Here is a 25,301-nt window from a genome sequence, read left to right on the forward strand (position 1 = left end):
CCGAGAGAGCCTGATAGACCATAACGTACCTCGGCCCCGAAGCGACATTATAGTATGTACTCCGCCGACGCTCCGTCGCGCGACCACCGCCGAGAACGGGGCAAGGGAGTCGCGCACGGAGTATTTCCCAGTCGGATGTCACAAAAGACTTGACCGATGGACCGAAGCGGGGGTACATGGTCCCCTCTTCGCGCCGGCGTTTTCTCGCCGGACTCGGCGTCGTCGGAACGGCCGGACTCGCCGGCTGTCTCGACGCGATACCGCGCTTTCCGAAGCGAGTCCACGACCGCGACGCCGTCCTCACACCGAGAAGCGATGGCTGGCGGAGCAAACACGGCGGCTCCGCGCGCCGGGGCGTAACCGACGGGTCCCTCCCATCGGACGCGACGGCGTCGCCCGTCCTCGCCGTCGACGACTGGTGGGAAGTGCAACCGGTGTTCGGACCCGACGAAGTCGTCGTTCCGGTCCAACTGCCCCCCGAAAGCGACGCCCACGAACCCTCGTTCGAGGGTCTCGTCGCCCTCGACTCGAAGTCGGGCGACGAACGGTGGCGGTTCGCCTACGAGAAGCCGTTCGCGACGCCGACAGTCGTCGGCGACACGGTGTTCGTCCAGGGGAAAACGACGTACGCACTCGACCGGACCGACGGCACTCGCTACTGGGAGTATCGAAGCGGCTACGGCTACGCCGGGACAGCGCCCGTGTTCGTCGACGGCGTCGTCGCAGTCATCGCATCCAGAAGCCGCACTGTCGCCGGAGTAGACGCCCGAACGGGCGAGAAACTGTGGAGTACACCGCTCGTCAGCGAGTTTCCGACGGGCATCGCGAGCGACGGCGACAGCGTCTACGCCTGCACGCCGGGCGGTGGCGACGACGGCCCGGGCGAACTCGCCCGACTCGACGCGTCGACCGGCGCGTTCGAGTGGCGCACCGACCTCGACGCACGAGTCTCGACCCCGACCGTGGGAACCGACCGAGTCTACGCATGGGTCGGCCGGCGACTCGCGGCGTTCGACGGCGCGACCGGTGACGAACTGTGGTCGGTCCGACTTCGGACGTCCGACCACCGCTACCCGCCCGTCGTCGTCGACGGCGGGCAGTGTCTCACGCTCGAACAGAAGCGCGGACGGAACCCGAACCCGACGCTCGTCGCACTCGACGCGACGAGCGGAGAAGTACAGTGGCGCGGACCGAGCGCACACGAACTCGACACCGTCCAACTGGCGGCGAACGAGACGCACGTCTACGTCGTCCTCGACTCGCACGACGTCGCCGCGGTGGACCGAACGGACGGTACGGTCACTGAGACGTGGGAACTGCCGGGGCATCCGACGGCGGGCGTCGCCGTCGACGACGGGACGGCCGCGGTGGTGACGCGCGAGGAGTTCGAGGAGTCGGTGACGCTGCTGAACTGACTTACTCCACGGAGACGAGCCGAATCTCGAACACGAGCGTCTTCCCGGCGAGTTCGTGGTTGAAGTCGACTTCCACGCCGTCTTCGGAGACGGCGGTCACGTCGCCGTGGAGGTCGTTCTGCGCGCGGACGTGGTCGCCGATTCGGGGCGGTTCGCCGACCATCTCCTCGAACGCCTCGGGGTCGTACCGCCGGACCCGGTCCTCGTCGTACTCGCCGTACGCGTCCTCGGGCGGGACGGTCACGGTCTTCTCCTCGCCGGGTTCCATCCCCCGAACCGCCCGGTCCAGTCCGTCGATGACCTCCCCGCGGCCGACGGTGAACTGGAGCGGCGAGACGGAGACGCTCGCGCCGTCTTCCGAGACGAGTCCGTGCTCCACCGCGACGTCCGAGTCCGACGTCGTGAACACGCTCCCGCCCTCGAACCGGCCGGTGTACTCGAGGCGAACCGTGTCGCCCGTGTCGACGTTCATGACGGTCGATACCGCCACGGGGCCGTACGTCCTTCGGTTCGACGCCGTTCGTGACCCGAATCCGAGTCTCGCGAGGACTCACGACTCCCGTTCGCGGAGATACTCGCGCGTGAGCGCGGCGAGTTCCGAGCGAAACGCTTGCACGTCTATCGAACGCCCACCGCCGAAGAGTCGTCCGTGCTTCTCTCGGACGACGTCCTCGAAGGCGCGTTCGTAGAGCGTGTCGAACGAGACGCTCCCGTAGGTGGCTTCGAGCACCGACGCGAGTCGGTCGAACCGGCGTCGAGTCGCGTATCTCGCCGCGAGTTCCTCGACGGTGCCGTCGGCGGGTTCCGGGCCGTCTGCGGTCGAATCGTCGGCCTCACGGAATCGGGGGTGCAGAATCTGTGCCCTGCCGCCGCGCTTGTTCCGGACGACGACGCCTTCCGCCGGGCCGTCGTACCACGCCGAGGAGGGGACCGCGTACGACTCGGCGTCGAAGTCCCGCGTGTGCCGTTCCCGTTCCAGCGCGTTGACCGGCCGCAGACCCAACCGCTCGAAGATGTGCGACGCGGTGTCGGGCGGGCGAAAGCCGTCGACGCGGTCCGACCAGACGTCGAATCCGAGAAACGGCGGCGTGCGATGCCAGTCGTACTCGATGACGTGGTGGTGCATCGCCTCGCCGAAGAAGACGACGGCCTCGACGTCGTCGACGGCGCGCCGGAGGGCCTCTCGGTCGATGTTCTCACGGACGTGACGAACGGCGTGTCGGTACGGGAGCGGAACGTCGTCCGCGTCACCGAAGACGCGGGTCCTGTCCCCGAACCGAAGCACGCCCGACTCCCGGAGTTGGAACCGCAGGTGGCCGCCGTCGACTTTCTCCAGTATCCACAGGTGGCCGGCGTCGAGGAGTCCGTCGGGCGCATCCTCGACGGGAGGAATCGGCGGGTACTGTTTCATCGGACGGTCCGGAGCGAGGGCTCCCTCCGCCGGCGTTCCGAACGTGATAGACTGGTCTCGGACGGTACACGTGTCGTCGCGAGCGACGAGTTCGATTCCATGAGTTACACGACCCTGAATGGCGTTCTCGGTGGGCGACCATCAACGTTTGTCGCGTGACGGTCGCCCACAGATACGGGAACCGTCTGTCGTCCCAGAGAGGGGACGGAGTCAACCGACTGCACCGCCGTCGGCAGCGACGGCGGCGGGAGAGTCGGACTGACGCAATCGACACGACCGACACGAAATCGTCACACCACTGGGCCGAATAGTAGTATTTGGGTAATTTGTACTTTTAGGCCCATCAAACAACTATATGTTTATTTTAGGCAAGCCAAACAGCATAGATTGATTACAAATAGGACCATTTGTAGACGTGTATGAGCGCAGAAAGCCTCGAACGGCGAACGCGGAGCTACCTGAGTAACAACGTCCCGCAGATCCAGGACCACGGCGGCTACTTCGAAATCGAGGACGTCGACGAGGAGAGCGGGGAAGTAACAGTCGCCATCGGGGGCGCCTGTTCGGGCTGTGGTATCGCACCGATGACGATGCGTGCGATTCGAAAGCGACTCCCGGACGAAGTCGACGAAATCTCGAAGGTGACCATCCGCCAAGCCGGCGGTCCACGGGCGGCGGTGATGCCCAGCAAGACCAGAGAGATGGAAGAGATGGAAGAGTACGAAGACTACTCGCCGCCGTTCTGAGCGCCGTCCGAGTCGGTCCGGGTAACGACCGGACCGGCGTCGCGGCGTTCGTCCCGTTCGAACGGGAGCGTCGATGCGAGCCGTCTCGTCACGTCGGGGCTGACCACGCCCGCCATCCGCAGGGCTTCGGTCTCGTGGTCGTCAATGTCGAGGACGCTCCGGAAGAACCACGAGAGCGTGACGTAGCTCTCGTGCAACGCGTCGGCTCGTCGCCGTCCGGCGTCGGTCAGTGTCGCGCCCACGTACGGTTCGTAGTCGAGGAGACCCTCGCCCGCTAGCTGTCTGAACACCTCGATGACGGTGGCCGGCGACCGGCCGACCATCTCGGCGACGACGCCGGGCGAGACGGGCGGCGCGTCTCGATGCTCGGCGATGTACAGTCCGAGGAGGTACTGTCCGGGGCCACTCATCTGTGTCTCGTCTCGGCGAGGGTCCATCGCCGGTCACACCGGGGTCGAGTCGAGTCCGTGCCTCGCACGGCGAAGAGGTCGACTGCAGTGCTCCGGCGGGTCGCGGTTCGCTGTGCGTTCGCTGGTCTCCGCTCTGTGTCGGCGTTCGCCCGTCTCTGCGTGAGGTTCGACTCCATCGGCGCGTTACGCCTCCGGCTCTATCGGAACGCTGGCGAGGTCGGTCGGGTCACTGTCCCTCGAATGGACGAGCGTCAGTTCCCAGCCGTCGGCCACGGCGACGGCTCGAAGCGACGAGAGCGGCCACTCCGACTCGTGTCGGTAGACGCCGAGGACGAGCGGGAAGACGGGGAGACGGCCGTTCCGTGGGGACAACGCGTAGTTCGTGAGGCGTACGTCGACGGCCCTCGTTCCGTCGTCGAGGTCGACGAGCGAGGGCGAACAGGAGTACCCGGAGAGCAGACCGCGCTCTTCGAGCGTCGCGAGCGCCGTCGAGACCGGGTCCCCGACGGACTCGGTCGGCGAGAGTCGGGTGGCCGCCTCGGTGAAGAGCGCGGCCTGCTCGACCGGCGTCAACCGCTGGTCGAGTTCGACGGCCATGCTCTCGAGGAGGCAGAGACAGAGCGTATCGGGGTCGTCGACAGTCTCAGCCAGTTCGAAGTAGACGTCCATGACGGCCGTTTCGACGTCTCTGTGCCCCGAATCGCACAGCGTCTCGAAGACGGCCGCCGCGACGCGGTGGCAGAACTCGACCAGCGGAGAGTGCTGTGACCGTTCTTCGAGTTCCGTCCCGACGCCGGGTCCCGGATGCCGGTCACGGTCGGAGTCGGACGACTCTCGTCCGTCCGAGCCGCGCGGTTCGACGTCCCGAGAGACCACGAGGTCGTAATGAGGGAGCCGAGGGTCGTACCGCCGGAGTGCGGCCCGATACTGCCCTGCCGCGGACGCGGCACGTTCGGCGAGCGTTCGACTCTCGAAGCGGTTGCCGGCGGTCGGAATCGGCCGCTCGCCCGTTCGACCGCAGTGCACCACGTACGGCCCGTCGGGGCTGGCCAGCGATTCGACGTGCTGGCGAATCTCGGCGAGTGTCGTCCCGACCATGCCTATACCCTCTCGCTCCGGTGGCGTCGGACGAAAACGTCGACGGAGTGGCTCTTGCGTCGAGCCATCAGTGCCCTCCCGCGTCGGTGTCCGTCGCCGTGGCCGTCGCTGCCGACACGATGCCCGAGTCTCCGGCGCGGCCAGCGAGCAGTCCGTCACCGGCGACAGAGCGACCGTGCCCCGGAGACGCGCTCTGCACCCTCGATGTGGAATCATTCGTCCCGTCGTCCATGCTGTTTAGGTCTCCCTAAACATTGAAACTTCTTTCGTTTTTTAGGCTTGCCAAAATCTTCGCACGGCCCGTCCGGTTCGTCGTTCCCGCCAGCCGCCGCTTCAGTGCGACACTCGGTGAAGCGGTTATGTCGCTTCGTCACGCAGAGTCGGCATGCAGTGGCGCGACCCGCCGACGAAGTCACCCGCGGACGAACACACGAGCACTCGAAACCGAGACGCGACGGAGCCGCGTCCGTGACCGACGCCTCCCTGCCGTCAGAGCATCTCTCACCAGTCGCGGCCCTCGTCGACGACGTACTCGCACGCGTCGGCTACGAGATGACGGCCGCCATCGAAGCTATCGATGCGTCGGTCCCGGGGTACGGCGGCTTGTTCGACCCCGCGACGACTCGAACGGAGTTACGGCGCGCGCTCGAAGAACTGCTGGCGTCGGAACTGACGCGTCCACCCACGACCGAAGCGGCGGACGACGCGTTCATCCTCTACGTCGACGGCAGTTCGCGCGGCAACCCCGGCCCCGCGGGTGCGGGTGCCGTCATCATGGACGAAGAGGAGACTCAACTCGCCCGTCTCGGCCGTCCCGTCGGCTCACGCGCGGGGAACAACACCGCCGAGTACGTTGCGCTCCACCTCGGACTCGCCGAACTGCTGACGCGCTACGACCCGAAGCGTCTGGAGGTCCGAATCGACTCGATGACCGTCATCCGCGACGTCTGGGACGGCCACGACCCGACGGAACCCGGCGTCGAACGGTACAGCGACGCCATCGAAACGGCTCTGTCGCGGGTTCCGGAGCACCGGTACACGCATCTGGCCGACAGCGACCCGAACCCCGCGGACGCGTTGGCGACTGTCGGGGCCGATATCGCGGCGTTCGGGCCGGGGTGAACGCACGCGTTCGAGCGAGAACTCGTGGCCGCGCGAACGACGAGTCACCGGCCGGTCAGTCGCGGGAGGACCCGGACCCCGACAGTCGCTCTCGGAGCGAGCGTTCGTGCGGCCGTTCGGTCAGTAGCACGCTCGCGTCCAGTTGGTGGAGCACGGACAGTCGCAACATCCCGCCGACGGTTCGGGACAGCAAGCCCCGTTCGGTGGCGCCGACGGGGACGAGCGTCAGACCGGCCGCCGCATCGCCGATAGCGGCATCCATCCGCCGTTCGAGAAACGCCCTACTTCGTCGGCGTCTCCGACCCGCCACCGACGCTCGGATGCGGACGGGACCACCGATGCCCGAAGGCTCTTCGGAGAACCGACACGAGAGAGCGTATGGAAGAGACGAACCGGTGTTGGTACTTCGCAGAGCGACCAGACGGCGAACCGGACGCCGACAGCTTCGAACTCAGAGCGGACGAGGTGCCGAGTCCGGCCTCGGGCGAACTCCTCGTACGCGTCGCGTATCTCTCTGTGGACCCGTACATGCGCGGCCGAATGCGCGACAGCGAATCGTACGCGGAGCCGTGGGCGGTCGGAGACGCGCTGAAAGGCGGCGTCGTCGGCGAAGTCGTCGAGAGTCGAAGCGAACAGTTCGACGAGGGAGCGTTCGTGACCGGGAACGGAACGTGGGCCGACTACAGCGTCCTCGACGCGGACGACGTCGCCCCCGTCGACACCGACGTGGCTCCCCTCCCGGCCTACCTCGGCGTGCTCGGCATGCCGGGGCGGACGGCGTACTTCGGACTGCTCGACGTCGGCGAACCGACGCCCGGAGACACCGTCGTCGTCTCCGGCGCGGCCGGTGCGGTCGGGTCGGTCGTCGGACAGATCGCGAAGTTGAACGGCTGTCGCGTCGTCGGATTCGCCGGCTCGGACGAGAAGACGAGTTGGCTCACGGACGAACTCGGCTTCGACGCCGCGGTGAACTACAAGGAGACCGACGACTACGGGGACGCTCTGGACGACGTCGCACCGAACGGCGTCGACGTCTACTTCGACAACGTCGGCGGACCGATCACCGACGCCGTGTTCACGAAACTCAATCTCGACGCACGCGTGGCGGTTTGCGGACAGATAGCGCACTACAACGACGAGACGGTCCCGACGGGGCCTCGGAAGTTACCCATGCTCATCGCGCCGCGCGCGAAGGTCCAGGGACTCCTCGTGAGCGACTACGCGACTCGATTCGGCGTGGCGGCGGAACGACTCGGACAGTGGGTCGCGAGCGGCGAGATAGCCCACCGCGAGACGGTCGTCGACGGCCTCGAGAACGCCCCCGACGCGTTCCTCGGACTGTTCTCCGGCGACAACGTCGGGAAACAGGTCGTGCGAGTGTCCGAGTAACCGCACCGTCGACGGAGAGCACGGCGACCACGGGTCGTCGATATCGAACCGTCTCGTCTGGCTCTGTTGAATCTCTATCAAAGTGACAGGACTGGCGTGCAAGATACAGAGGAGGTATCTATCGTGCGTCTCTCAGATGAGCAGCCACGTACCCGATGAGGACTCCTACCGAGATGACAATCAAATCAGAATCCACGGTCACCACGCCAAACAGGCTCAGATAGTTGGTGAGAAGGAAGAACACGAATCCGACTATCAAGCGTTTTCGTCGGTCCACTCGCAGAACGCATCGAAGTCGTGTGCGCCGGCGCTTTCGGCGATACTTCGGAGCGTTCCGGTACGGAGTTCGCTGTGTAACGGGACGGTCACTTGTCGGCGGTCCTCTTCGTTCGTCGGGTGTTCGTAGTACAGTTGAGCGTGATCACCGGTCGTGCGTCGCCACTCGAACCCGCCGGCGTTGACCAGCACCTTTACGACCTCCATTCCGGAGAACGTTCGCTTCCCCATCGATCAGTCGAGGACGTCCGGCGGTGCTTGGTCGCCGGTGGTGTTGTCCTCGGGGTCGATCCCCAGCGAACGGAGTTCTTCGTCCGTCGGTTCGTGGCCACGCTCCCCGGTATGGACCGCGACGGCGTCGTCCAGGTTTTCCAGTGCCTCCGTTCTAGACGCACCCTGCGTGGTCACGCCCGTATCGACGTCGTTCGCGATCCACCAGCCATCCTCTTGCCAGAGACGTATCTCGCCATCGTTGGCGTCGCCGTTCTGAGTCGAACTGGCCATCGTACTCCTAGTAACCCGATGAGCCGTATAAGCATTCGGCAGATCACTCTCGGACAAGATGGAAATGGGGGTTCTCTGAGACGGGTTCACGCTCCGATGAACACAACGACCGATTCGCGCCCTCGAATCGAGTGAACCACGGTCGCTTCGACGCCCTACTCGACCAACTCGAACCGCTCGACCGCTCTGATATCGTCCGAGGCGTGCCCGACCTGTACCTCGAACGCCCCGGGTTCGGCGGCGTACGCCTCGTCCGCGGTCCAGAACTCGAAGTCGGCGGCCGCCAACTCGAAGGTGACGGTCGCGGATTCGCCGGCGTCGAGGTCGACGTTCTCGAACCGGGCCAACTCGCGCACCGGCCGCGAGCGACTGCCGACGGCGTCTCTGAGGTACAGTTGAACGACTTCGGTTCCCGCGCGGTCACCGGTGTTCTCGACGGTCACCTCCACCGAGAGCGTCTCGTCGGTAGTTATCGTCGACGCGTCGAGAGACAGGTCGGTGTACGCGAAGTCGGTGTAGCTCTCGCCGTGTCCGAACGCGTAGAGGGGGTCGTTCGGGATGTCGAGATACCGCGAGAGATACTTCTCTCCGTGGTCGGACGGCGGTTCGGTCAGGTCCACGTCGGCGTCTTCGGCCGGTCGCCCCGTCTTCAGGCGGTTGTAGTAGACGGGTATCTGGCCTTCGGTGAGAGGGAACGTCATCGGGAGTCGGCCCGAGGGGTTGTGCTCGCCGAGGAGGACGTCCGCGATAGCGGGGCCGGCCTCGACGCCGGGGAACCACGCTTCGAGGATGGCCGGGACGTGTTCGGCCTCCCAGTCGATGGTCAACGGCCGACCGCTGAACAGCACGGCGGCGACGGGCGTCCCCGTCTCGACGAGCGCTTCGAGCAGTGCGCGCTGGTCACCGGGCAGGTCGAGGTGCGCGCGACTCGCCGCCTCGCCGCTCTGACTGTAGCGTTCGCCGACGGCGACGACGGCCACGTCCGCGTCGGCGACGGTGTCGACTGCGTCCGCCAGTTGCGTGTCCGAGACGGTGCCGTCGCGGTCACAGCCCGCCGCGTACGTCACGTTCTCGACGCGGTCTGCGAGCGTCGTTCGGAGCGTCGTCACGTCGTCCGGGTCGCCCTCGGCGCGCCACGCGCCGAGCATGTCGGTGTCGCTGTCGGCGAGGCCGCCGACGAGAGCCACGTTCTCGTCGCCGTCGAGCGGTAACAGGTCGTCCTCGTTCTTCAGGAGGACCTGCGACTCGCGGGCGACTGCCCGGGCGGCCTCGCGGTGGTCGTCGGTGAGGGTTCTGCGGGACTGGCGGTCCGCGTCGAAGTACCGGTAGGGGTCGTCGAACAGGCCCAAGACGCCCTTGACGGTCAGGAGGCGGCGAACCGCGCTGTCGACGAGCGATTCGTCGACGACGTCGTCTTCGACCAGTCCGACGAGTTCGGTCGCGTAGGCTCCGCTGACCATGTCCACGTCGGACCCGGCTTCGATGCACGCCCGCGCCACTTCGCGCAGGTCGGAAGCGACGCCGTGGTTTCGGAGTTCGCCGAACGAGTTCCAGTCGGAGACGACGAGGTTCTCGAAGCCGAGTTCGTCGCGCAACAGGTCGTTCACCAGTTTCTCGTTGCCGCTGGCCGGGATGCGTTCGTAGAGGTTGAACGCGTTCATCACGCTGCCGACGCCCGCCTCCAAACTGGCCTCGAACGGCGGGAGATGGACCTCGCGGAGGTTCGTCTCGGAGATATCGACGGTGTTGTACTCGCGGCCGGCCTCCGACGCCCCGTAGCCGACGTAGTGTTTCGCACACGCGAGGACCGTGTCGTCCGCCGAGAGGTCGTCGCCCTGAAATCCGCGGACGCGCGCTTTCGATATCTCACTCGACAGGTACGGGTCCTCGCCCGCCGCCTCCATGACGCGGCCCCAACGAGGGTCACGACCGACGTCGACCGAGGGGGCGAACGTCCAGTGGATGCCGCTCGCGGCCGCCTCCGTGGCGGCGACGCGGGCCGACAACTCCGCCATCTCCGGGTTCCACGACGCCGCCTCGCCGAGGGGAACCGGGAAGATGGTCCGGTGGCCGTGGATGACGTCGAACGCCAAGAGGAGCGGAACACCGTGGTCGGACTCCTCGACAGCGAGTTCTTGGAGCCGTCTGGCCTCGTCGAGGTCACCGAAGTTGAGAACCGAACCGATGTCGCCGTCGAAGACGCCCCGTTCGACGTCCATATCGCCGACGGCGGTCCCCGTCGCGAAGTCGGCGTTCAACTGATTCAGTTGCCCCACTTTCTGTTCGAGCGTGAGTTCCGAGAGCAACGTCTCGACCCGTCGCTCGATCTCTGCTCGCCGTTCGGGCGAACACTGGTCGAGCAACGACCGGGTCTGTGTGCGCATATATTCGGTAGCCACTCTGTGAGCGTATAAATCACTCGTGACCGTCGTCTGTCGATTCCGTCCGCGGGCGCACGGTTTCGACGGTGGTACGTGCGAAAGCTATAGTAGCGTCTGCAAGTCATCGCTCACTCGACCGCACGACGGCGCGCGGTCGGATGAGTAAACAGGTGCAGACGCTACTATAGAGCGCGTCTCTCTCGATGCAGCGATAGAAAACGCCGGGCGAAAAGAGAAGAGAGCGACGGAATAGTCGAAATCGACTACCGGTTGTACGTCCGCGGGATGAGGACGCGGCCGTGGAAGGTGAACAGGTCGGTGACGGCCGCTTCGACGCGGCCGAGGTCCGTCGGCAGCGAGGTGCCCGGCAGGTAGAACTTGTCCATCGGCGATTCCGTTTCCACGTTGGTGGTGTGTGTTTTGCTCATCTCGATTATTGCTACTGGCTACGGCCCCTTATCTTCTGGCGCGTACTAGTACTGGTATTTTTGTACCGTATTTTGCGTGATTGTTAACGATATATACAGTGGAGCTGCGATAAAGTTATATTATGTCAATCCATACCACAGCGTGAACGTCTGCTTCGCGTGGGGTACGAGACGGGCATCGACGGCGGAACCGAGCCGGTTCGTCCGCTCTCGAACGCCGTCGTCGTGTGAGAGATTCGACAGACGGCGGGCGGTAATCGCGTTCGACAGACACGATTCTCAACACTATTATACAGCAAGTGTGTAGTCCGGGTAGTCACCGACCCGGCAGACGGTCGGACCGAGGTGTCAGACCACGGTCGACGGCGGTGAAAAACGGACCCAGACGGAGAAGGACCATGTCCATCACAGCGAAAGTCCACATCGAACACGACAGGCTCGCACTCGTCCCCACGTTGACCGCACTCGACGACATCAAGATTCGAGTCATGACGCAGACGAACACCGACCCGGGAGCGACGGTGTTTCCCTTCCTCGTGGAGTACGACGACGGAGCGGAACTGGACGAGATGCTCGACGCCGACCCCACCGTCGAAAGTTACGACCTCATCGACCGAACGGACGGAACGAGCATCTACTACATCGAGCACACCCCCGAGACGAAGCTCATCAGCACCGTGGTGACGGACGTGAACGGGTTCCTCGTCCACACCGAGACGACCGGTCGGGGATGGCTCGTCCGACTCCTCCTCCCCGACAAGCAGGCGCTCAACACCATCTGGGAGTACGCGAGCGAGAACGACATCACGCTCGACATCATCGAGATATACAGCAACGACGAGGCGGGGGGCGACACGTCGTACGGACTGACCGACGAACAGGAGTGCGCGCTGAAGACGGCCTACGAACGCGGGTACTTCGGCGAACCCCGAGACATCTCGCTCAGCGGCGTGGCCGAGGAGATGGGACTGTCGTCGACGGCGATGAGCGGACGCCTCCGCCGTGGGATGCGCAACCTCATCGCGGCGACTATCGCGGACCACGACGACGAGGAGTGAGACGAAGGCCGAAGACGGCGATGGTCAGATGTAACGCTCACTTCGGCTCTTTCGACCGATACACCGGTCGAAGAGAAGTGGTGTCTTTGTCGTAGCCCAACCAGACGCTGAGAGCGACGGCGACGAGGACGAGGTACAGCGGGAAGATGATGAGAAGCACGTACGCAAGCTGAAACACGGCGAGTTGACCGAGCCAGTACAGGAGGCCCAGCAAAGCGAGTCCGACGATTGCTCCCGCGGTGATACCGAGCCGGAAGGCGTAGGCGGCGGCGGGCCCGGGTGACATCCGAAACGCGCGCATTGTCCCTATTAGGGGCTAGACGCTCATAAGCAACGCGCGAAGTTCGGTGTCGGGCCTCACTCGTCGCGTGTGGACGCCCACCGAGAGACGAACTGTCGAAGGATAATCGTTCGTGAAAGTCGGGCGAGTACGACGGTTTTCGGCCGACTGCGGCGTGTTCTGTGCGGTCGCGTCGACCAGTGGTGTTCGGTAAGGCTGATAAAAGGGAGTCCTATTCAGCATTATCTTTTAACTGCAATTATCATCATCGTTCACAGGCATGTCCGGGAACCAAGAGCATCCGAACTATCCGAGCATCGATCAGTCAGACAGAGTCCTCCCGCGGAACCTCCGACAGTCCGGCGACCCGGGGATTCAGATGCTGGTCTCGACGCGAGTCCGCAAGTCCCCGTTCTTCGATAAGTCGTTCAACGAAGAGGGCGCGTGGCGGTGCACAGTGTACAACCGTACCTACCACCCTCGCGGCCTCGTCGAACCGGAAGACGGCGGAGCGATGGCGGAGTACGAAGCGCTGACCGAGAAAGTAACTCTCTGGGACGTGGCCGTCGAGCGCCAGATTCGCGTGAAAGGCCCCGACGCCGAGGCGCTCACCGACTACCTCATCACTCGCGACGCGACGCAGATCGAGACGATGAAAGGGAAGTACGTCATTCTCTGCAACGAGAAGGGCGGCATCCTGAACGACCCGGTTCTCCTCCGCGTCGCGGACGACGAGTTCTGGTTCTCTATCTCCGACTCGACGCTCATGCAGTGGATTCAGGGCGTCAACGTCGGCAAGGACTTCGACGTCGAAGTCGACGAGATCGACGTCGCCCCGATGCAGATTCAGGGTCCGCTCTCCGAAGACGTGATGATCGACGTCGTCGGCGAAGAGGTCAGCGACATCGCGTACTACGGCCTCATGGAAGCCGAGATCAACGGCTGCGAAGTACTCATCAGCCAGACCGGCTTCTCGGGCGAGAAAGGCTTCGAGATCTACGTAAAGGACGCGACGAAGTACGGCGAACGCGTGTGGGACCCGGTGATGGAGACGGTGAAAGAACACGGCGGCATGCAGATCGCGCCGGGTCACCACCGCCGCATCGCCGCGGGTATCCTCTCGTGGGGCCAGGACATGGACCACGAGACGTCTCCGTTCCAGGTCAACCTCGGCTACCAAGTCCCCGACGACAAGGAGGGCGACTACATCGGCAAAGAGGTCCTCGAAGAGCAGAAAGAGCAGATCGAAAACGGCGAGTACCCGTTCAACCTCAAGCTCGTCGGTCTGAAGATGGCCGGCGAACCCATCCGTGACTACGCGCCCGACTTCTGGATCGTCTCCGACCCGGACACGGGCGAAGAGTGCGGCTACATGACCTCGCCGTGGTACAACCCGGACCTCGACACCAACATCGGCCTCGGCTTCGTGCCTGCGGAGAAACTGCAGAACGAGACCGACGCCAACCTCAACGACGAAATCTACGAGGAAGACCTCGACATCGAGTTCCAGGTGCACCTGCCCGACGAGTACGCCGAAGAAGACGACGAACCCGTCTTCGCGACGGTCGCAGAGGTGCCGTTCAAAGAGTCCGTCAACCCGAGCGCTCGCGAACAGGCGAAACTCGGTGCTGCCCAACAAGCGCAGCAGAACGACTAGAACGACTCGGCGACTCGACGACCCTCTGGCAGACGTTCCTTTTTTCTACCGGACCGAGAGCGACCGGTCGGTCGTTCGATACGAGGGGGACTCCCGGACCCCCGTCTCACCTTCCTCGCGTAGTCGCGCTTCGAGCGTCGCCGGAAACGAAAAAGTCGCGTGTCCTCGAATCGGGACGGCGCTTCCGTCGTGCTACTCGTACAGCGTGTACTCGTCGGTGAGTTCGGTGACGCGTTCGCCGACGGCCGCGACGACAGCCTCGTCGTCCGGGTCGTCAATCACGTCGACGATGAGGTCGGCGACCTCTCGGCACGCGTTCTCGCCGAACCCGCGAGCGGTGAGCGCGGGCGTCCCGGCGCGGATACCGCTGGGGTTGAACGCAGAGCGTGTCTCGCCGGGCACCGTGTTCGCGTTGAGGACGATACCCGCCTCTTCGAGCGCTTCCTCGACGTCTTTGCCCGTCGTGTCGGGATGCGACGAGCGCAGGTCGACGAGGACGAGGTGGTTGTCGGTGCCGCCGGAGACCAACTCCAGTCCGTGACTGCGGAGGCGTTCACCGAGGGCTTTCGCGTTCGCGACGGTCTGTTCGGCGTACTCGGTGAACTCCGGTTGGAGGGCCTCTCCGAACCCGACGGCTTTCCCCGCGACGTTGTGCATCGCGGGGCCGCCCTGCGTCCCCGGAAAGACGGCCTTGTCGATGGCGTCGGCGTATTCGTCCGACGTCATGATGATGCCGCCGCGGCCCGCACGGATGGTCTTGTGCGTCGACCCCGTGACGAAGTCCGCGACGCCGACGGGAGACTCGTGGACGCCCGCGGCGACGAGGCCCGTGATGTGGGCGATGTCCGCGAGGTGGTATGCGTCGACGGCGTCTGCGGCCGCCTGAATGCGCTCGAAGTCCACCTCGCGCGGGTACGCCGAGTAGCCCGAAACGACGACGTCGGGGTCGAACTCCTCGGCCGTCTCTCTGAGTCCCTCGTAGTCGAGATACCCCGTCTCGGGGTCGACTTCGTACTGTTCGACGTCGTACACCTGCCCGGCGAAGTTCGCCGGGTGGCCGTGCGAGAGATGCCCGCCGTGCGTCAGGTCGAGCGAGAGAATCTTGTCGCCGGGGTCGAGCACCGCGAGATAGACGCCCATGTTCGCCTGCGACCCCGAGTGCGGTTGGACGTTGACGTGGTCTGCGCCCCACAGTTCCTTCGCGCGGTCGATAGCCAACTGTTCGACCTCGTCGGCGTACCGACACCCGCCGTAGTACCGACTGCCGGGGTAGCCCTCCGCGTAGTTGTTCGTCAGTTCGGAGCTCTGCGCCTCCATGACCGCCTCGCTCACGTGGTTCTCACTGGCAATCATCGAGAGCGTGCCGTTCTGTCGTTCGCGTTCGCCTTCGAGTGCGCGAGCGACCGCCGGGTCGGTCTCTGCGACCGTATCGTACGTCATGAATCACGTACCGAACCGAACCGCCAATAAGGTACGTGTCGACAGAACGTGACGGGGTCGAGACTGTCCGAGTTTCCGGCTATCACGACGTGTCGCCGGTGAGAACGGTCGAAAACTGCGAGTGCGAAGCGGGGCGAACGCTCAGTCTTCGAGGCGGCCGTACCGCCACGACTCGGTGTCGGGCGTCTGGTTGAACGTGTAGATGTGTATCCCGCGAATCTTGTACTCGTCGTCGCCGACGTAGGGCGCGAGGCCGTCGATGAGTTCGTCGGGTTTGTACGTCCCGCGCGACCCGACCAACTGCTTGACGAACCCGAGGATGCCCGTCGTCTTCTTCAGGAACTTGACCGAGTCGCCGACGCCCACCTTCTTCGATATCTGGAGCAGTCGCTGGTACTTCATCACGCCGGGGATGCCGACTTCGACCGGGAGGTCGACGCCCTGCGCGCGGATGTCCTCTATCCACTCGACCACCGTCTCGGGGTCGTAACAGAGTTGTGTAACGATGTACGTCGCGTACGGCTCTTTCCGCTGCATCGCCTCCATCAGCGTCTCGTCGTCGATGAAGTCGTGTCCCTCGGGATAGCCGGTGATGCCGACTTCCTCGAAGTAGTACTCCATGTCGTCGAGCGCCGAGAGGAGGTCGTACGCCGACTCGAACTCGCCGACGGGTTCCTCTTTGTCGCCGCCGGGGACGAAGATGTCCGTCACGCCGGCGTCTCGCAGTCGTCGTGCGATGTCACGTAGTTGGTCTCGGTCCTCGACGTACCTGGCCGCGATGTGGGGCACGACGTCGTACCCCAACTCGGCCGCCGTCTCGGTTCGCTCGACGGTGCGCTCGATACCCAGTTGCGGCGACGTGGTGATGGCGATTGTCGCCCCGTCCGGGAGGTGCGTTATCTCCTCGTCGAAACTCTCGAACGGCATCAACTCGAACCGCGCACCCGTGAGGAGCGTCTCGACGCCGTCGGGGTGTGAAACGGTTCGCGTACCTAAGGACATGACTTAGTCATGGTTTTTCGTGAAGCTACTTGCATGTACGGGTGTCTGTTTACACCCGTTTAAAAGCGCTCCCGGATAAGTCACGCGGTCGTCGGCGTACACTGGCGAATCCGCGTCGCCACGTCCTCGTACGAGACGCGACGCTTCGGCCCGTCCGCGACGCGGTGGACGACCAAGTCGAGGAGGTTGAGTTGCCGGAGGAGTTCCTGTGTCGGTTGGCGGTCCATGTCGAGTCGCCGTTGCACCTCGAACAGCGTCGTCGACTCGACGACGGCGTCGACGACGTCCTCTATCCGACAGTCGTCCGGGAGGCCGAGGCCGTCGGTGACGAGTTGTTCGGTCGGGACCGACTCGGCGTCCTCCGCCGCGGCCGATTCGGGCGCGTCCGGTTCGTCCACGACTGCGGCGTCGTCCGACGAGGACTCGGCCGCGTCCGTCTCGGCACGCTCCGAACCCGTCTCGGGCACCGACGTCGACTGCGGGGTGGACGGTTCCGCGGACGTGGACGGCTCCGAGGACATGGACGGCTTCGAAGAAGTCGACGGTTCCGCGGACGTCGATTGCGTGTCGTACGACGTGGGGTCGTGGACGCCCGCCTCTATCATGTACCGGCGGACCGTCTCGGAGGCGACGTCCATCTCTATCTTCCGACTCATCTCGACGAACGTCTCGCAGGTGTCGTACAGGTGACGGAGGTACGGCGTGTCCTCGTACGGCGGTACCGACTCGTCGCGGACGGCGGCGAGTTCGTCCGTCTCGTCGTCTGCGGTGTCGTCATCGACGGTCGGCGCGGAACCGTCGGCGTCGTCTGCGACACCGGCGTCGTTCGCGTCGGTTCCGCTGTCACTCGTTTCGGTGACCGTCGGCGTCGCCGCGCTCTCCGTCTCGACGTCAGTCGTTCCACCCGCCCCGACGTCCGCGTGACCGTCGGTTTCGATGCGTCGCGGCGAATCGCCGTCCGGGTCGATGTGGAGGACGACGCTCACGACGAGTTCCGCCTCCGGAGAGAGCGAGACGTCTCGCGTCTCCGCGGAGACGACGGCGTCGCTCGTCGCGACGAGTTCGTCGACCGCGTCCGTGTCGAACTCGACGCAAAGACCGCCGTCGGCGGTCAGCGACGCTCCCGACGGTGTCAGGTCGGGACACGACCCCTCCGGCGCGAGGAGCGAGAGCGGCACGTCCATCGCGACGCGCAACGCGTCGCTACTCGCGTCGCCGGTGGACGCCTCGATACTTCGAAGCGTCCGCCCGTCGGACTCGAACTGTTCGACTATCTCCGAGAGTGCGTCGAATGATGTTTGGAGTGCCATGTCATTGCTAAACTGTGACACGTCGTGTATCATAATGGTAGGTGAGGAATACGCAACCCATTCAAACCATACCCGTTCGAGCGGCGGTGTAACAGGCTTCGGAGACAGTCAAGAATATCGACTAGTCCGGCGATTAGACTCGCGTCGCGACGGCGGCGAGTCGTTCCCCGGAGACGACGACGGACTCTCTGGCGAGCGAGTAGACGACGCCCCCCTCGGCCGCGGTCACGGTCTGGAGTCGTTCGAACGACGAGGGGCAGTAGATAGCGCCGAGTTCGGTGCCTTCCGCCAGTTCGTCACCGACGGTGAGTCCGCGACGCAACTCGAACAGTCCCGACTCGTCGGCGACGGTGTACGCCGCGTCGTCTCGGAGCGTCGTCTGTTCGGGCGAGTCCGCCGGTGTCGCCGCGAGGACGTCGAGTTCGCGGAGGACGTTCTCCACGCCGTCGACGCCCGCTTGCGCCGCCTCGTGAGCCACCGTCCGACTGTTCGAGAGTTCGGCCGTGACCGCGGGGATACCCGCCCGCGCGGTGGCCGTGCGGAACGTTCCGGGGCCGTCCTCGTCGTCCGGCGTCTCGTCGCCGTCGGTCAGAAGATACGCGGTGCCGAACGCCTCGGCGAGTCGACGCGCGTCGTCGTCGCCCTCGCGGTATCTCGCGTGTTCGAGCATGTCCGGCGTCCCCGTGTGAAGGTCCACGACGGCGTCGGCGTCGGCGGCGAGTTCCCAGAGTCGCGCGGCGATTCGCTCCTGCAGGCTCCCGTTCTCGTCGCCCGGCCAGACGCGGTTGAGGTTCGGGTTCATCACGTCGTACTCGGCCGGCGTCATGTACGAACGGTGGTCGAACGCGAGCGAGTTCACGACGGGGACGACGACGACGGTACCCGCGAGTTCGGTCGAGCGGAGTCTGTCGTGGAGACGACGCAACGCGGCCGGTCCGTTGAGTTCGATACCGTGTTGGGCCGCCTGAACGTACACCGTCGGCCCGTCGCCGCCGGCGTACCGATGAACCGTCACCGAGACGTCCGTCCCCGAGGAGAGGCGTCCGAGCGACCGTTCGGTCGCCGTGTGTTCGGCCGGTTCGTACACCATACGGTCCCGTCGGCGGCGACGATGAAAAACGTCCGGAGTGGTGGCTTTATCCGCCTCCCGTCTGAGCCATCGACTATGCACCTCGCGACCGAGACGTGGACCGACCTGGACGCCGTCGAGACGGACGTCGCCTTACTCCCGGTTGGGAGCACCGAACAGCACGGCCCGCACGCCCCCCTCGGGACCGACACGCTGAACGCCGAAGCGGTCGCCGAGGCGGCCGCCGAGAAGTACGCCGACCCCGTCGTCGTCGCGCCGGCGATTCCCGTCGGCGTCGCCGAGGAACATCGGCGGTTCACGGGGACGTTGTGGACCGCGGAAGACACGTTCCGCGCCTACGTCCGCGACGTGGTCGCCAGTCTCGCTTCGCACGGGTGGGACCACGTCGTCGTGGTCAACGGACACGGGGGGAACATCGCCGCTCTCGGCGAGGTGACCGCCCGTATCACCCGACGCGACGAGGCGTTCGCCGTCCCGTTCACGTGGTTCGACGAAGTCGGCGAGCACAGTTCCGACATGGGGCACGGCGGTCCGTTGGAGACGTCGCTCCTCCGGCACGCCAACCCGGAGACGGTCCACGAGGACAGACTGGACGACGCCGCCGAGAACGGGAGCGACCGGTGGGGCGACTGGCAGGGCCGGGTGAACCTCGCCGTCGACTCCCACGAGTTCACCGAGAACGGCGTCGTCGGCGACCCCCGAGACGGGAGCGCCGAACGAGGGGAGGAACTGATGGAGCGAGCGACCGACGCGCTGGTCGAACTCCTCGACGTGATTCGCGAGCGAGAGACCGGCCCCCGCGACGGCTACTGACCGAGCGTCGAAGAACACGTCTGGTCAGTCGATGGACCGTTCGAGGTTCGATTTCTACACGGGCGATAATTATATTGGGCCGCTGGGGTCACCCTTCGAACAGATTCATGAATACGACCGACAGCGTGCCGAGTCGTGCTGACACCGTCATCGTCGGTGCCGGCATCGTCGGCTGTAACCTCGCGTATCAACTGACGAAACTCGGCCGGGAAGACGTGGTCGTCGTCGACCAGGGTCCGATGCCGACGACGGGCGGGTCTTCGACGCACGCCCCGGGCATCATGTTCCAGACGGCCGAAGACAAGATTCTGACCAAGTTCGCGAACTACAGCCGAGAGCTCTACTCGGACCTCGAAGGCGCGGACGGACAGCAGGCGTACAACGAAGTCGGCGGCATCGAAGTCGCCCGAACCGAAGAGCGGATGGACTTCCTACAGCGACGCGTCGAGAACGCGAAGTCGTGGGGGATAGACGACCCGCAGATTCTCTCCCCCGGCGAAGTCGAGGAGAAACTCCCCCTCGTGGACTCGGACGTCATCCTCGGCGGCTACTACTCGCCGACCGACGGGCAGGTATCGGGCGTCGTGGCCTGCGACGCCCTCGCCCGGGAGGCGATGGACCGCGGCGCGACGTTCGTCCCGCACACGCGGACCGAGGACGTCGACGTCGAGGACGGCGAGGTGAAGTCGGTCGTCACCGAGAACGGCGACATCGAGTGTAACGACGTCGTCATCGCGACGAACATCTGGGCGCGCCAGTTGGGCGAGGAACTCGACGTCCACATCCCCATCACCCCGGTGGAGCACCAGTACACGATGACCGAGTCGCTCGACGAGATGGCCGACAGCGCCGTCGACGTGACGAACCATCCCCTGTTCGAGAACTACCACAACGTCTCCGGAGACAAGGCGAAGCGACTCCTCGTCGGGCCGGACCGACCCATCCTGCGCGACCAGGACCACGCGATGTACTACCGGACGCACGGGGACTCCTACGGTATCGGGTCGTACAATCACGAGCCAATCGTGCCCGACCCGCGGGAACTCGGCGGCAACGACCCGGACGGCGAACAGGGCTCTGTCCACGAGTTCACCGAGTACCACATGGAGAACGCGACGCACCCGGACCGGCCGGACAAAGCGCCGCGCCGCGCGAGCGACGAACTCCTCCCCGCGACCGAAGGAGAGGAGTTGGAGTTCAAGTACAACGGGATGTTCTCGGAGACGCCGAACGGCCTCCCCGCGATGGGTCCCGTCGAGAAGTACGACGGCCTCTGGACGGCCGCGGGTATCTGGGTCACGCACGCCGGCGGCGCGGGCAAGGCACTGGCGGAGTGGATGGAGACGGGCGTCCCCCGACTGGACGACGGCCCCATCGACCTCGCACACGCGGACGTGAACCGGTTCGACGCCCACGAGGGCAGTTGGGACTTCGCCCGCGACATCGGCGGCGAGGAGTACCGCATCGTCTACAACGTGATGCATCCGAAGTGGGTGTGGACCGACAAGCAACGAGACATCCGGCGCACGCCGATGTACCACACGCACAAGGAGTACGGCGCGGAACTCTGGGCGGAGGCCGGGTGGGAAGCGCCACAGTGGTTCGAGTCCAACGCGGACTTGCTGGCGAAGTACGGCGACCAGATACCCGACAGAGAGGGCTGGGAAGCCGTCTACTGGTCGCCCATCGAGGGCGCGGAGGCGTTGAACGTTCGCGAGAACGTCGGTCTGCACGACATGACCTCGTTCAACAAGATGGAAGTCGTCGGCGAGGACGCCGGCGAGTTCGTGCAGTACCTCTGTACGAACGACATGGACATCGACGTCGGGTCGGTCAAGTACACGCTCATGTGTAACGAGGGCGGCGGCGTCCGCGCGGACATCACCGTCACGCGCACCGACGAGGACCGGTACCTCCTGTTGACGACGGGCCGGGAAGTCGGGAACAACCACGTCGCGTGGGTCCGGAGCCAAGCGCCCGACGGCGTCGTCGTCAACGACGTGACCTCCAGTCTCGCCGCGATGGTCTGTACGGGACCGAACGCCCGCAAGGTACTCTCGAAGGTCACCGACGTCGACCTCTCGGACGACGCTTTCCCGTTCTTCACCAGCCAGCAGTTCTACGTGAAGAACGTGCCCGTGACCGCGCTCCGCGTCTCCTACGCGGGCGAACTCGGGTGGGAGCTGTACACGCCCTCCGAGTACGGTGAACGCCTCTGGGAGCACGTCCTCGAAGCGGGCGAGGAGTACGACATCCGGCCGTACGGCAACGGCGCGCTGAACGCCCTCCGTATCGAGAAGGGCTTCCGCCTGTGGGGGACCGACCTCCACACCGAACACAACCCGTACGAGGCGGGACTCGGATGGGCCGTCGACCTCGACACGGAGTTCATCGGGAAGGAAGCCGTCGAAGCCGCCGCCGCCGGCGACAACATCGACCACAAGGTGGCCTGCCTGACGCTCGACGACGAGGAGGCGATGGTGATGGCGCACCGCCCGGTCCTCGACGGAGACGAGACGCTCGGTTACGTCCACAGCGCCGAGTACGGCTACACGGAAGGAGCCTGCGTCGTCTACACCTACCTCCCACCGGAGTACGCTGAACCCGGCACCGAACTCGAGATACTGTACGAGGGCGACCGGTACGACGCGACGGTGCGAGAGGAACCCCTCGTCTGAAGACGCGAGGCGACCGACCGCGCGCGGAATCCAATTCGTGTCCTTTTTTTGGTGAGTTGTGGTTCGCCGTCACCGTCGCCGTGACGGGGCGAGTTCCGACGAAAACCCCGGATTCACAATCGTCGATTTACAGCCCCGTAGAGCCCCCATACGACCGTTTCAGCGTGAGAGTTCGTCGGAGTCACCGGTGTATTTAAGACCGTGACAGATGGACACCGGCACGAGTGAAATGAGCACACCGGACCTCCCATCAGAGTCGGATACCGTCGTCATCGGCGCGGGCGCGGTCGGATGTAGCGTGGCGTACCACCTGACCGAACTCGGCGCAGAGGACGTGACAGTCGTCGACCAAGGCCCTCTCCCGGTAACCGGCGGGTCGTCCGTCCACGCGCCGGGCATCATGTTCCAGACGTCGCCGTCGAAGATACAGACGAAGGCGGCGTACTACACCAGTCGGTTCCTCTCCGACATCGACGCCTACGACGAAGTCGGCGGGATAGAGGTCGCTCGAAGCGAAGAGCGGATGGACTTCCTCCGCCGACGCGTCGAGTGGGCCACGTCGTACGGACTCCCGGACCCGGAACTGCTCTCTCCCGAGGAAGTAGCAGAGCAACTCCCCCTCGTCGACGAAGACGAGATTCTCGGCGGCTACTACTCTCCCACGGACGGCCGCGTCGACGGCATCGCAGCCCTGCAGTGGTACATGGAACACGCCGACGCCGACTTCTACGGCGACACCGAAGTGCTCGACTTGGAGGTGTCGAACGGCGAAATCGACGCCGTCGTCACCGACCGCGGACGAATCGAGTGCGGACGCTGCGTCGTCGCGACGAACAACTGGGGCTACCAGACGGGCCAGATGGCCGGTCTGGACCTTCCCATCACTCCCGTCGAACACCAGTACGTCGTCACCGAACCGATGGAGGAGTTGGCCGACGCCGACTCGTCCGTCGGCGAACACACCGACGGGATGGACGTCCCGGGCAACCGCGACATCCAGGAGTTCATGAGCGAGGGACCGACGCAACCCGTCGGCCGCGACCAGGACCACTCGCTGTACTTCCGAACCCACGGCGACGCCCTCGGGATGGGGTCGTACAACCACGAACCCCTCCCAATCGACCCCGACGACATGGGGAAGAACTCCGAGGACCGACAGGCATCGGTCCGCGGGTTCACGAGAGAACACTGGGAGCGTCCGACGCACCCCAACCGAGACAAATCGGCGAAGCAGGCGTTCGGCGAACTCCTCCCCGCCTCCGCCGACCAGGAGTACGCCGTCACCGAGAACGGTATCTTCGTGTTCACGCCGGACGGGATGCCCGCCGTCGGCGAGACGGCGCAGGTGGACGGTCTGTGGACCGCCCTCGCCATCTGGTGGACGCACTCTGCGGGGTACGGCAAGATAGTCGCCGAGTGGATGGAGAACGGCGTTCCGCGTCTCCCGTCCGGCCCCGTCGACACCGGCGGCATCCACGTCCGACGCTTCGAACCGCACGCCGGCGAGAAGGACTACTTCGTCGACCGAGGGGCGAAGCGGTACGAACAGGTGTATTCCATCGTCGAACCGCGCTGGCAACCCGACGACCACCGCGCCCTGCGGACGAGTCCGTTCTACCACCAACAGCAGGAGTTGGGCGCGAACTTCGTCCAGGGCGGTGGCTGGGAGTCCGCGCAGTGGTACGACTCGAACGAGGATTTGGTCGACCGCTACGAAGAAGAGATTCCCGACCAAGACGGCTGGCAGTCCATCAATCGCTCCGCCATCGAGGGAGCCGAGCATCTCCACACCCGAGAGAACGTGTCGATGTTCGACATGACCTCGTTCAGTTCCATCTCGGTCGAAGGGCCGGACAGCGAGGCGTTCCTCCAGCGCGTCTGTAGCAACGACATGGAGATAGACGTCGGACAGGTCCGCTACTCGCTGCTGTTGAACGAGGGCGGCGGCATCCTCGCGGACGTGACCGTCGTCAAACTCGACGAGGAGGAGTACATGGTCACTACCGGCGGCGGCAACTCGCCGGGCATCCACGGCAACTGGCTGAAAGAGCGCGCTCCCGACACCGTCTCGGTGAACATCTCCGAGGGCGGGCAGGCCACCATCGGCCTGTGGGGACCGAAATCTCGACTCCTCCTCCAGCGATGCACCGACGCCGACGTGAGCAAGAGCGGGTTCGGCTACTTCCGCGCGAAGCAGATGTACGTCGGCGAAGTGCCCGTCGTCGCCCTGCGCGTCTCCTACGTGGGCGAACTCGGCTGGGAACTGTGGGCACCCTCCGAGTACGGACACCGCCTCTGGGAGACGCTCTGGGAGGCCGGACAGGACCTCGACGTGCGGCCGATGGGCGGCGGCGCGTTAGAGTCGATGCGACTGGAGAAAGGCTTCCGCCTGTGGGGGACCGACATCGACACCGACTCGAACCCGTTCGAGGCCGGACTGTCGTTCGCCGTCGACATGGACACCGACTTCGTCGGCAAGGAGGCACTGGAAATCGCACAGGACGAGGGTATCGACTCCCGCATCACGCCCATCACGCTCGACGACTCGGACGACATCCTGCTGAGCGGTCGTCCCGTGCTGAAAGACGGCGAGAGAATCGGCTACGTACAGGCGGCCGACTTCGGCTACAGCATCGGCGAGTCCATCGCGTACACGTACCTTCCGGCAGAGTACACGGAGGCCGGCACCGCCGTCGAAGTGCTGTGTGAGGGCAACCGCTACGACGCGACGGTCCGCGACGAACCGCTGTTCGACGCCGGAAGAGACAAGATACTCCGATAGAACACCGCCAG

23 protein-coding genes are annotated in these 25,301 nt (G+C 65.0%); 9 read left to right on the forward strand and 14 right to left on the reverse strand.

The annotated features are described in order from the left end of the window. Positions 1-176 precede the first annotated feature (176 nt). On the forward strand, positions 177-1,415 hold the full coding sequence (locus BM282_RS15500; RefSeq protein WP_089882697.1) for an outer membrane protein assembly factor BamB family protein: 1,239 nt from the start codon (positions 177-179) through the stop codon (positions 1,413-1,415). Position 1,416: 1 nt separating this feature from the next. On the opposite strand, the gene BM282_RS15505 is transcribed toward BM282_RS15500, so the two are convergent. Beyond that, a complete protein-coding gene (locus BM282_RS15505) occupies positions 1,417-1,887 on the reverse strand; it encodes an FKBP-type peptidyl-prolyl cis-trans isomerase (protein WP_089882698.1) in 471 nt (156 codons plus the stop codon). A 78-nt stretch (positions 1,888-1,965) separates the two neighbouring features. Then, the gene (locus BM282_RS15510; protein WP_089882700.1) at positions 1,966-2,826 is read right to left on the reverse strand and encodes an RNA ligase family protein; all 861 of its coding nucleotides are present in this window, start codon (positions 2,824-2,826) and stop codon (positions 1,966-1,968) included. Positions 2,827-3,245: 419 nt separating this feature from the next. Here BM282_RS15510 and BM282_RS15515 point away from each other — a divergent pair, with 419 nt between their 5' ends. Beyond that, positions 3,246-3,572 (forward strand): NifU family protein, encoded by a 327-nt coding sequence (locus BM282_RS15515; RefSeq protein WP_089882701.1) that lies wholly within the window; start codon positions 3,246-3,248, stop codon positions 3,570-3,572. Here the strand turns inward: BM282_RS15515 and BM282_RS15520 are convergent. Further along, positions 3,554-3,982 carry a metal-dependent transcriptional regulator gene (locus BM282_RS15520; RefSeq protein ID WP_089882821.1) on the reverse strand — a complete coding sequence of 143 codons (429 nt, stop codon included), beginning with the start codon at positions 3,980-3,982 and terminating at the stop codon, positions 3,554-3,556. The two genes, BM282_RS15515 and BM282_RS15520, sit on opposite strands and share 19 nt — an antisense overlap. A 183-nt stretch (positions 3,983-4,165) precedes the next feature. After that, positions 4,166-5,080: a DUF7551 domain-containing protein gene (locus tag BM282_RS15525; protein ID WP_089882703.1), complete on the reverse strand. Its 915-nt coding sequence runs from the start codon at positions 5,078-5,080 to the stop codon at positions 4,166-4,168. A 468-nt stretch (positions 5,081-5,548) separates the two neighbouring features. On the opposite strand from BM282_RS15525, the gene BM282_RS15530 reads away from it, so the two are divergent. Then, positions 5,549-6,202 (forward strand): ribonuclease HI family protein, encoded by a 654-nt coding sequence (locus tag BM282_RS15530; RefSeq protein ID WP_089882822.1) that lies wholly within the window; start codon positions 5,549-5,551, stop codon positions 6,200-6,202. 55 nt (positions 6,203-6,257) lie between these two features. Here the strand turns inward: BM282_RS15530 and BM282_RS15535 are convergent, their stop codons facing one another. After that, positions 6,258-6,464, reverse strand: coding sequence for a hypothetical protein (locus BM282_RS15535; protein ID WP_089882704.1), 207 nt, complete (start codon positions 6,462-6,464; stop codon positions 6,258-6,260). Positions 6,465-6,580: 116 nt separating this feature from the next. Between BM282_RS15535 and BM282_RS15540 the strand changes: the two genes are divergently transcribed. After that, entirely contained in the window at positions 6,581-7,591 is a 1,011-nt protein-coding gene (locus tag BM282_RS15540; protein WP_089882706.1) for an NADP-dependent oxidoreductase, read from the forward strand. 255 nt (positions 7,592-7,846) lie between these two features. Here the strand turns inward: BM282_RS15540 and BM282_RS15545 are convergent, their stop codons facing one another. The 4 genes from BM282_RS15545 to BM282_RS18635 all read right to left on the reverse strand — a co-directional run bounded on the left by BM282_RS15545 (position 7,847) and on the right by BM282_RS18635 (position 11,180). Next, positions 7,847-8,098, reverse strand: a complete 252-nt coding sequence (locus tag BM282_RS15545) for a type II toxin-antitoxin system HicA family toxin (RefSeq protein WP_089882708.1) — start codon at positions 8,096-8,098, stop codon at positions 7,847-7,849. Between the two features lie 3 nt (positions 8,099-8,101). Further along, entirely contained in the window at positions 8,102-8,371 is a 270-nt protein-coding gene (locus BM282_RS15550) for a type II toxin-antitoxin system HicB family antitoxin (protein ID WP_089882709.1), read from the reverse strand. A gap of 155 nt (positions 8,372-8,526) precedes the next feature. Continuing rightward, on the reverse strand, positions 8,527-10,755 hold the full coding sequence (gene bglX, locus BM282_RS15555; RefSeq protein ID WP_089882711.1) for a beta-glucosidase BglX: 2,229 nt from the start codon (positions 10,753-10,755) through the stop codon (positions 8,527-8,529). Between the two features lie 260 nt (positions 10,756-11,015). Continuing rightward, a complete protein-coding gene (locus tag BM282_RS18635) occupies positions 11,016-11,180 on the reverse strand; it encodes a hypothetical protein (RefSeq protein ID WP_175501576.1) in 165 nt (54 codons plus the stop codon). Positions 11,181-11,578: 398 nt separating this feature from the next. Here BM282_RS18635 and BM282_RS15560 point away from each other — a divergent pair, with 398 nt between their 5' ends. After that, positions 11,579-12,238, forward strand: coding sequence for a helix-turn-helix domain-containing protein (locus BM282_RS15560; protein WP_089882713.1), 660 nt, complete (start codon positions 11,579-11,581; stop codon positions 12,236-12,238). A gap of 37 nt (positions 12,239-12,275) precedes the next feature. On the opposite strand, the gene BM282_RS15565 is transcribed toward BM282_RS15560, so the two are convergent. Continuing rightward, positions 12,276-12,524 carry a hypothetical protein gene (locus BM282_RS15565; protein ID WP_217642718.1) on the reverse strand — a complete coding sequence of 83 codons (249 nt, stop codon included), beginning with the start codon at positions 12,522-12,524 and terminating at the stop codon, positions 12,276-12,278. Positions 12,525-12,798: 274 nt separating this feature from the next. On the opposite strand from BM282_RS15565, the gene BM282_RS15570 reads away from it, so the two are divergent. After that, the gene (locus BM282_RS15570; RefSeq protein ID WP_089882716.1) at positions 12,799-14,175 is read left to right on the forward strand and encodes a glycine cleavage system protein T; all 1,377 of its coding nucleotides are present in this window, start codon (positions 12,799-12,801) and stop codon (positions 14,173-14,175) included. A gap of 192 nt (positions 14,176-14,367) precedes the next feature. On the opposite strand, the gene glyA is transcribed toward BM282_RS15570, so the two are convergent. The 4 genes from glyA to BM282_RS15590 form a co-directional block, all read right to left on the reverse strand. Continuing rightward, positions 14,368-15,615, reverse strand: coding sequence for a serine hydroxymethyltransferase (gene glyA, locus BM282_RS15575; protein WP_089882718.1), 1,248 nt, complete (start codon positions 15,613-15,615; stop codon positions 14,368-14,370). Positions 15,616-15,756: 141 nt separating this feature from the next. Beyond that, positions 15,757-16,617, reverse strand: coding sequence for a methylenetetrahydrofolate reductase (locus BM282_RS15580; RefSeq protein WP_089882721.1), 861 nt, complete (start codon positions 16,615-16,617; stop codon positions 15,757-15,759). Positions 16,618-16,697: 80 nt separating this feature from the next. After that, positions 16,698-17,927 (reverse strand): hypothetical protein, encoded by a 1,230-nt coding sequence (locus tag BM282_RS15585; protein ID WP_089882723.1) that lies wholly within the window; start codon positions 17,925-17,927, stop codon positions 16,698-16,700. A 133-nt stretch (positions 17,928-18,060) separates the two neighbouring features. Next, a complete protein-coding gene (locus tag BM282_RS15590; protein WP_089882725.1) occupies positions 18,061-19,017 on the reverse strand; it encodes a succinylglutamate desuccinylase/aspartoacylase family protein in 957 nt (318 codons plus the stop codon). A gap of 75 nt (positions 19,018-19,092) precedes the next feature. On the opposite strand from BM282_RS15590, the gene BM282_RS15595 reads away from it, so the two are divergent. The 3 genes from BM282_RS15595 to BM282_RS15605 all read left to right on the forward strand — a co-directional run bounded on the left by BM282_RS15595 (position 19,093) and on the right by BM282_RS15605 (position 25,290). Next, positions 19,093-19,830: a creatininase family protein gene (locus BM282_RS15595; RefSeq protein WP_089882727.1), complete on the forward strand. Its 738-nt coding sequence runs from the start codon at positions 19,093-19,095 to the stop codon at positions 19,828-19,830. A gap of 107 nt (positions 19,831-19,937) precedes the next feature. After that, entirely contained in the window at positions 19,938-22,508 is a 2,571-nt protein-coding gene (locus BM282_RS15600) for a GcvT family protein (RefSeq protein WP_089882729.1), read from the forward strand. A gap of 229 nt (positions 22,509-22,737) precedes the next feature. After that, the gene (locus tag BM282_RS15605; protein ID WP_089882824.1) at positions 22,738-25,290 is read left to right on the forward strand and encodes a GcvT family protein; all 2,553 of its coding nucleotides are present in this window, start codon (positions 22,738-22,740) and stop codon (positions 25,288-25,290) included. Positions 25,291-25,301: the final 11 nt, after the last annotated feature.

Source organism: Halogeometricum limi, from assembly GCF_900115785.1.
GTDB classification, from domain to species: Archaea; Halobacteriota; Halobacteria; order Halobacteriales; family Haloferacaceae; genus Halogeometricum; species Halogeometricum limi.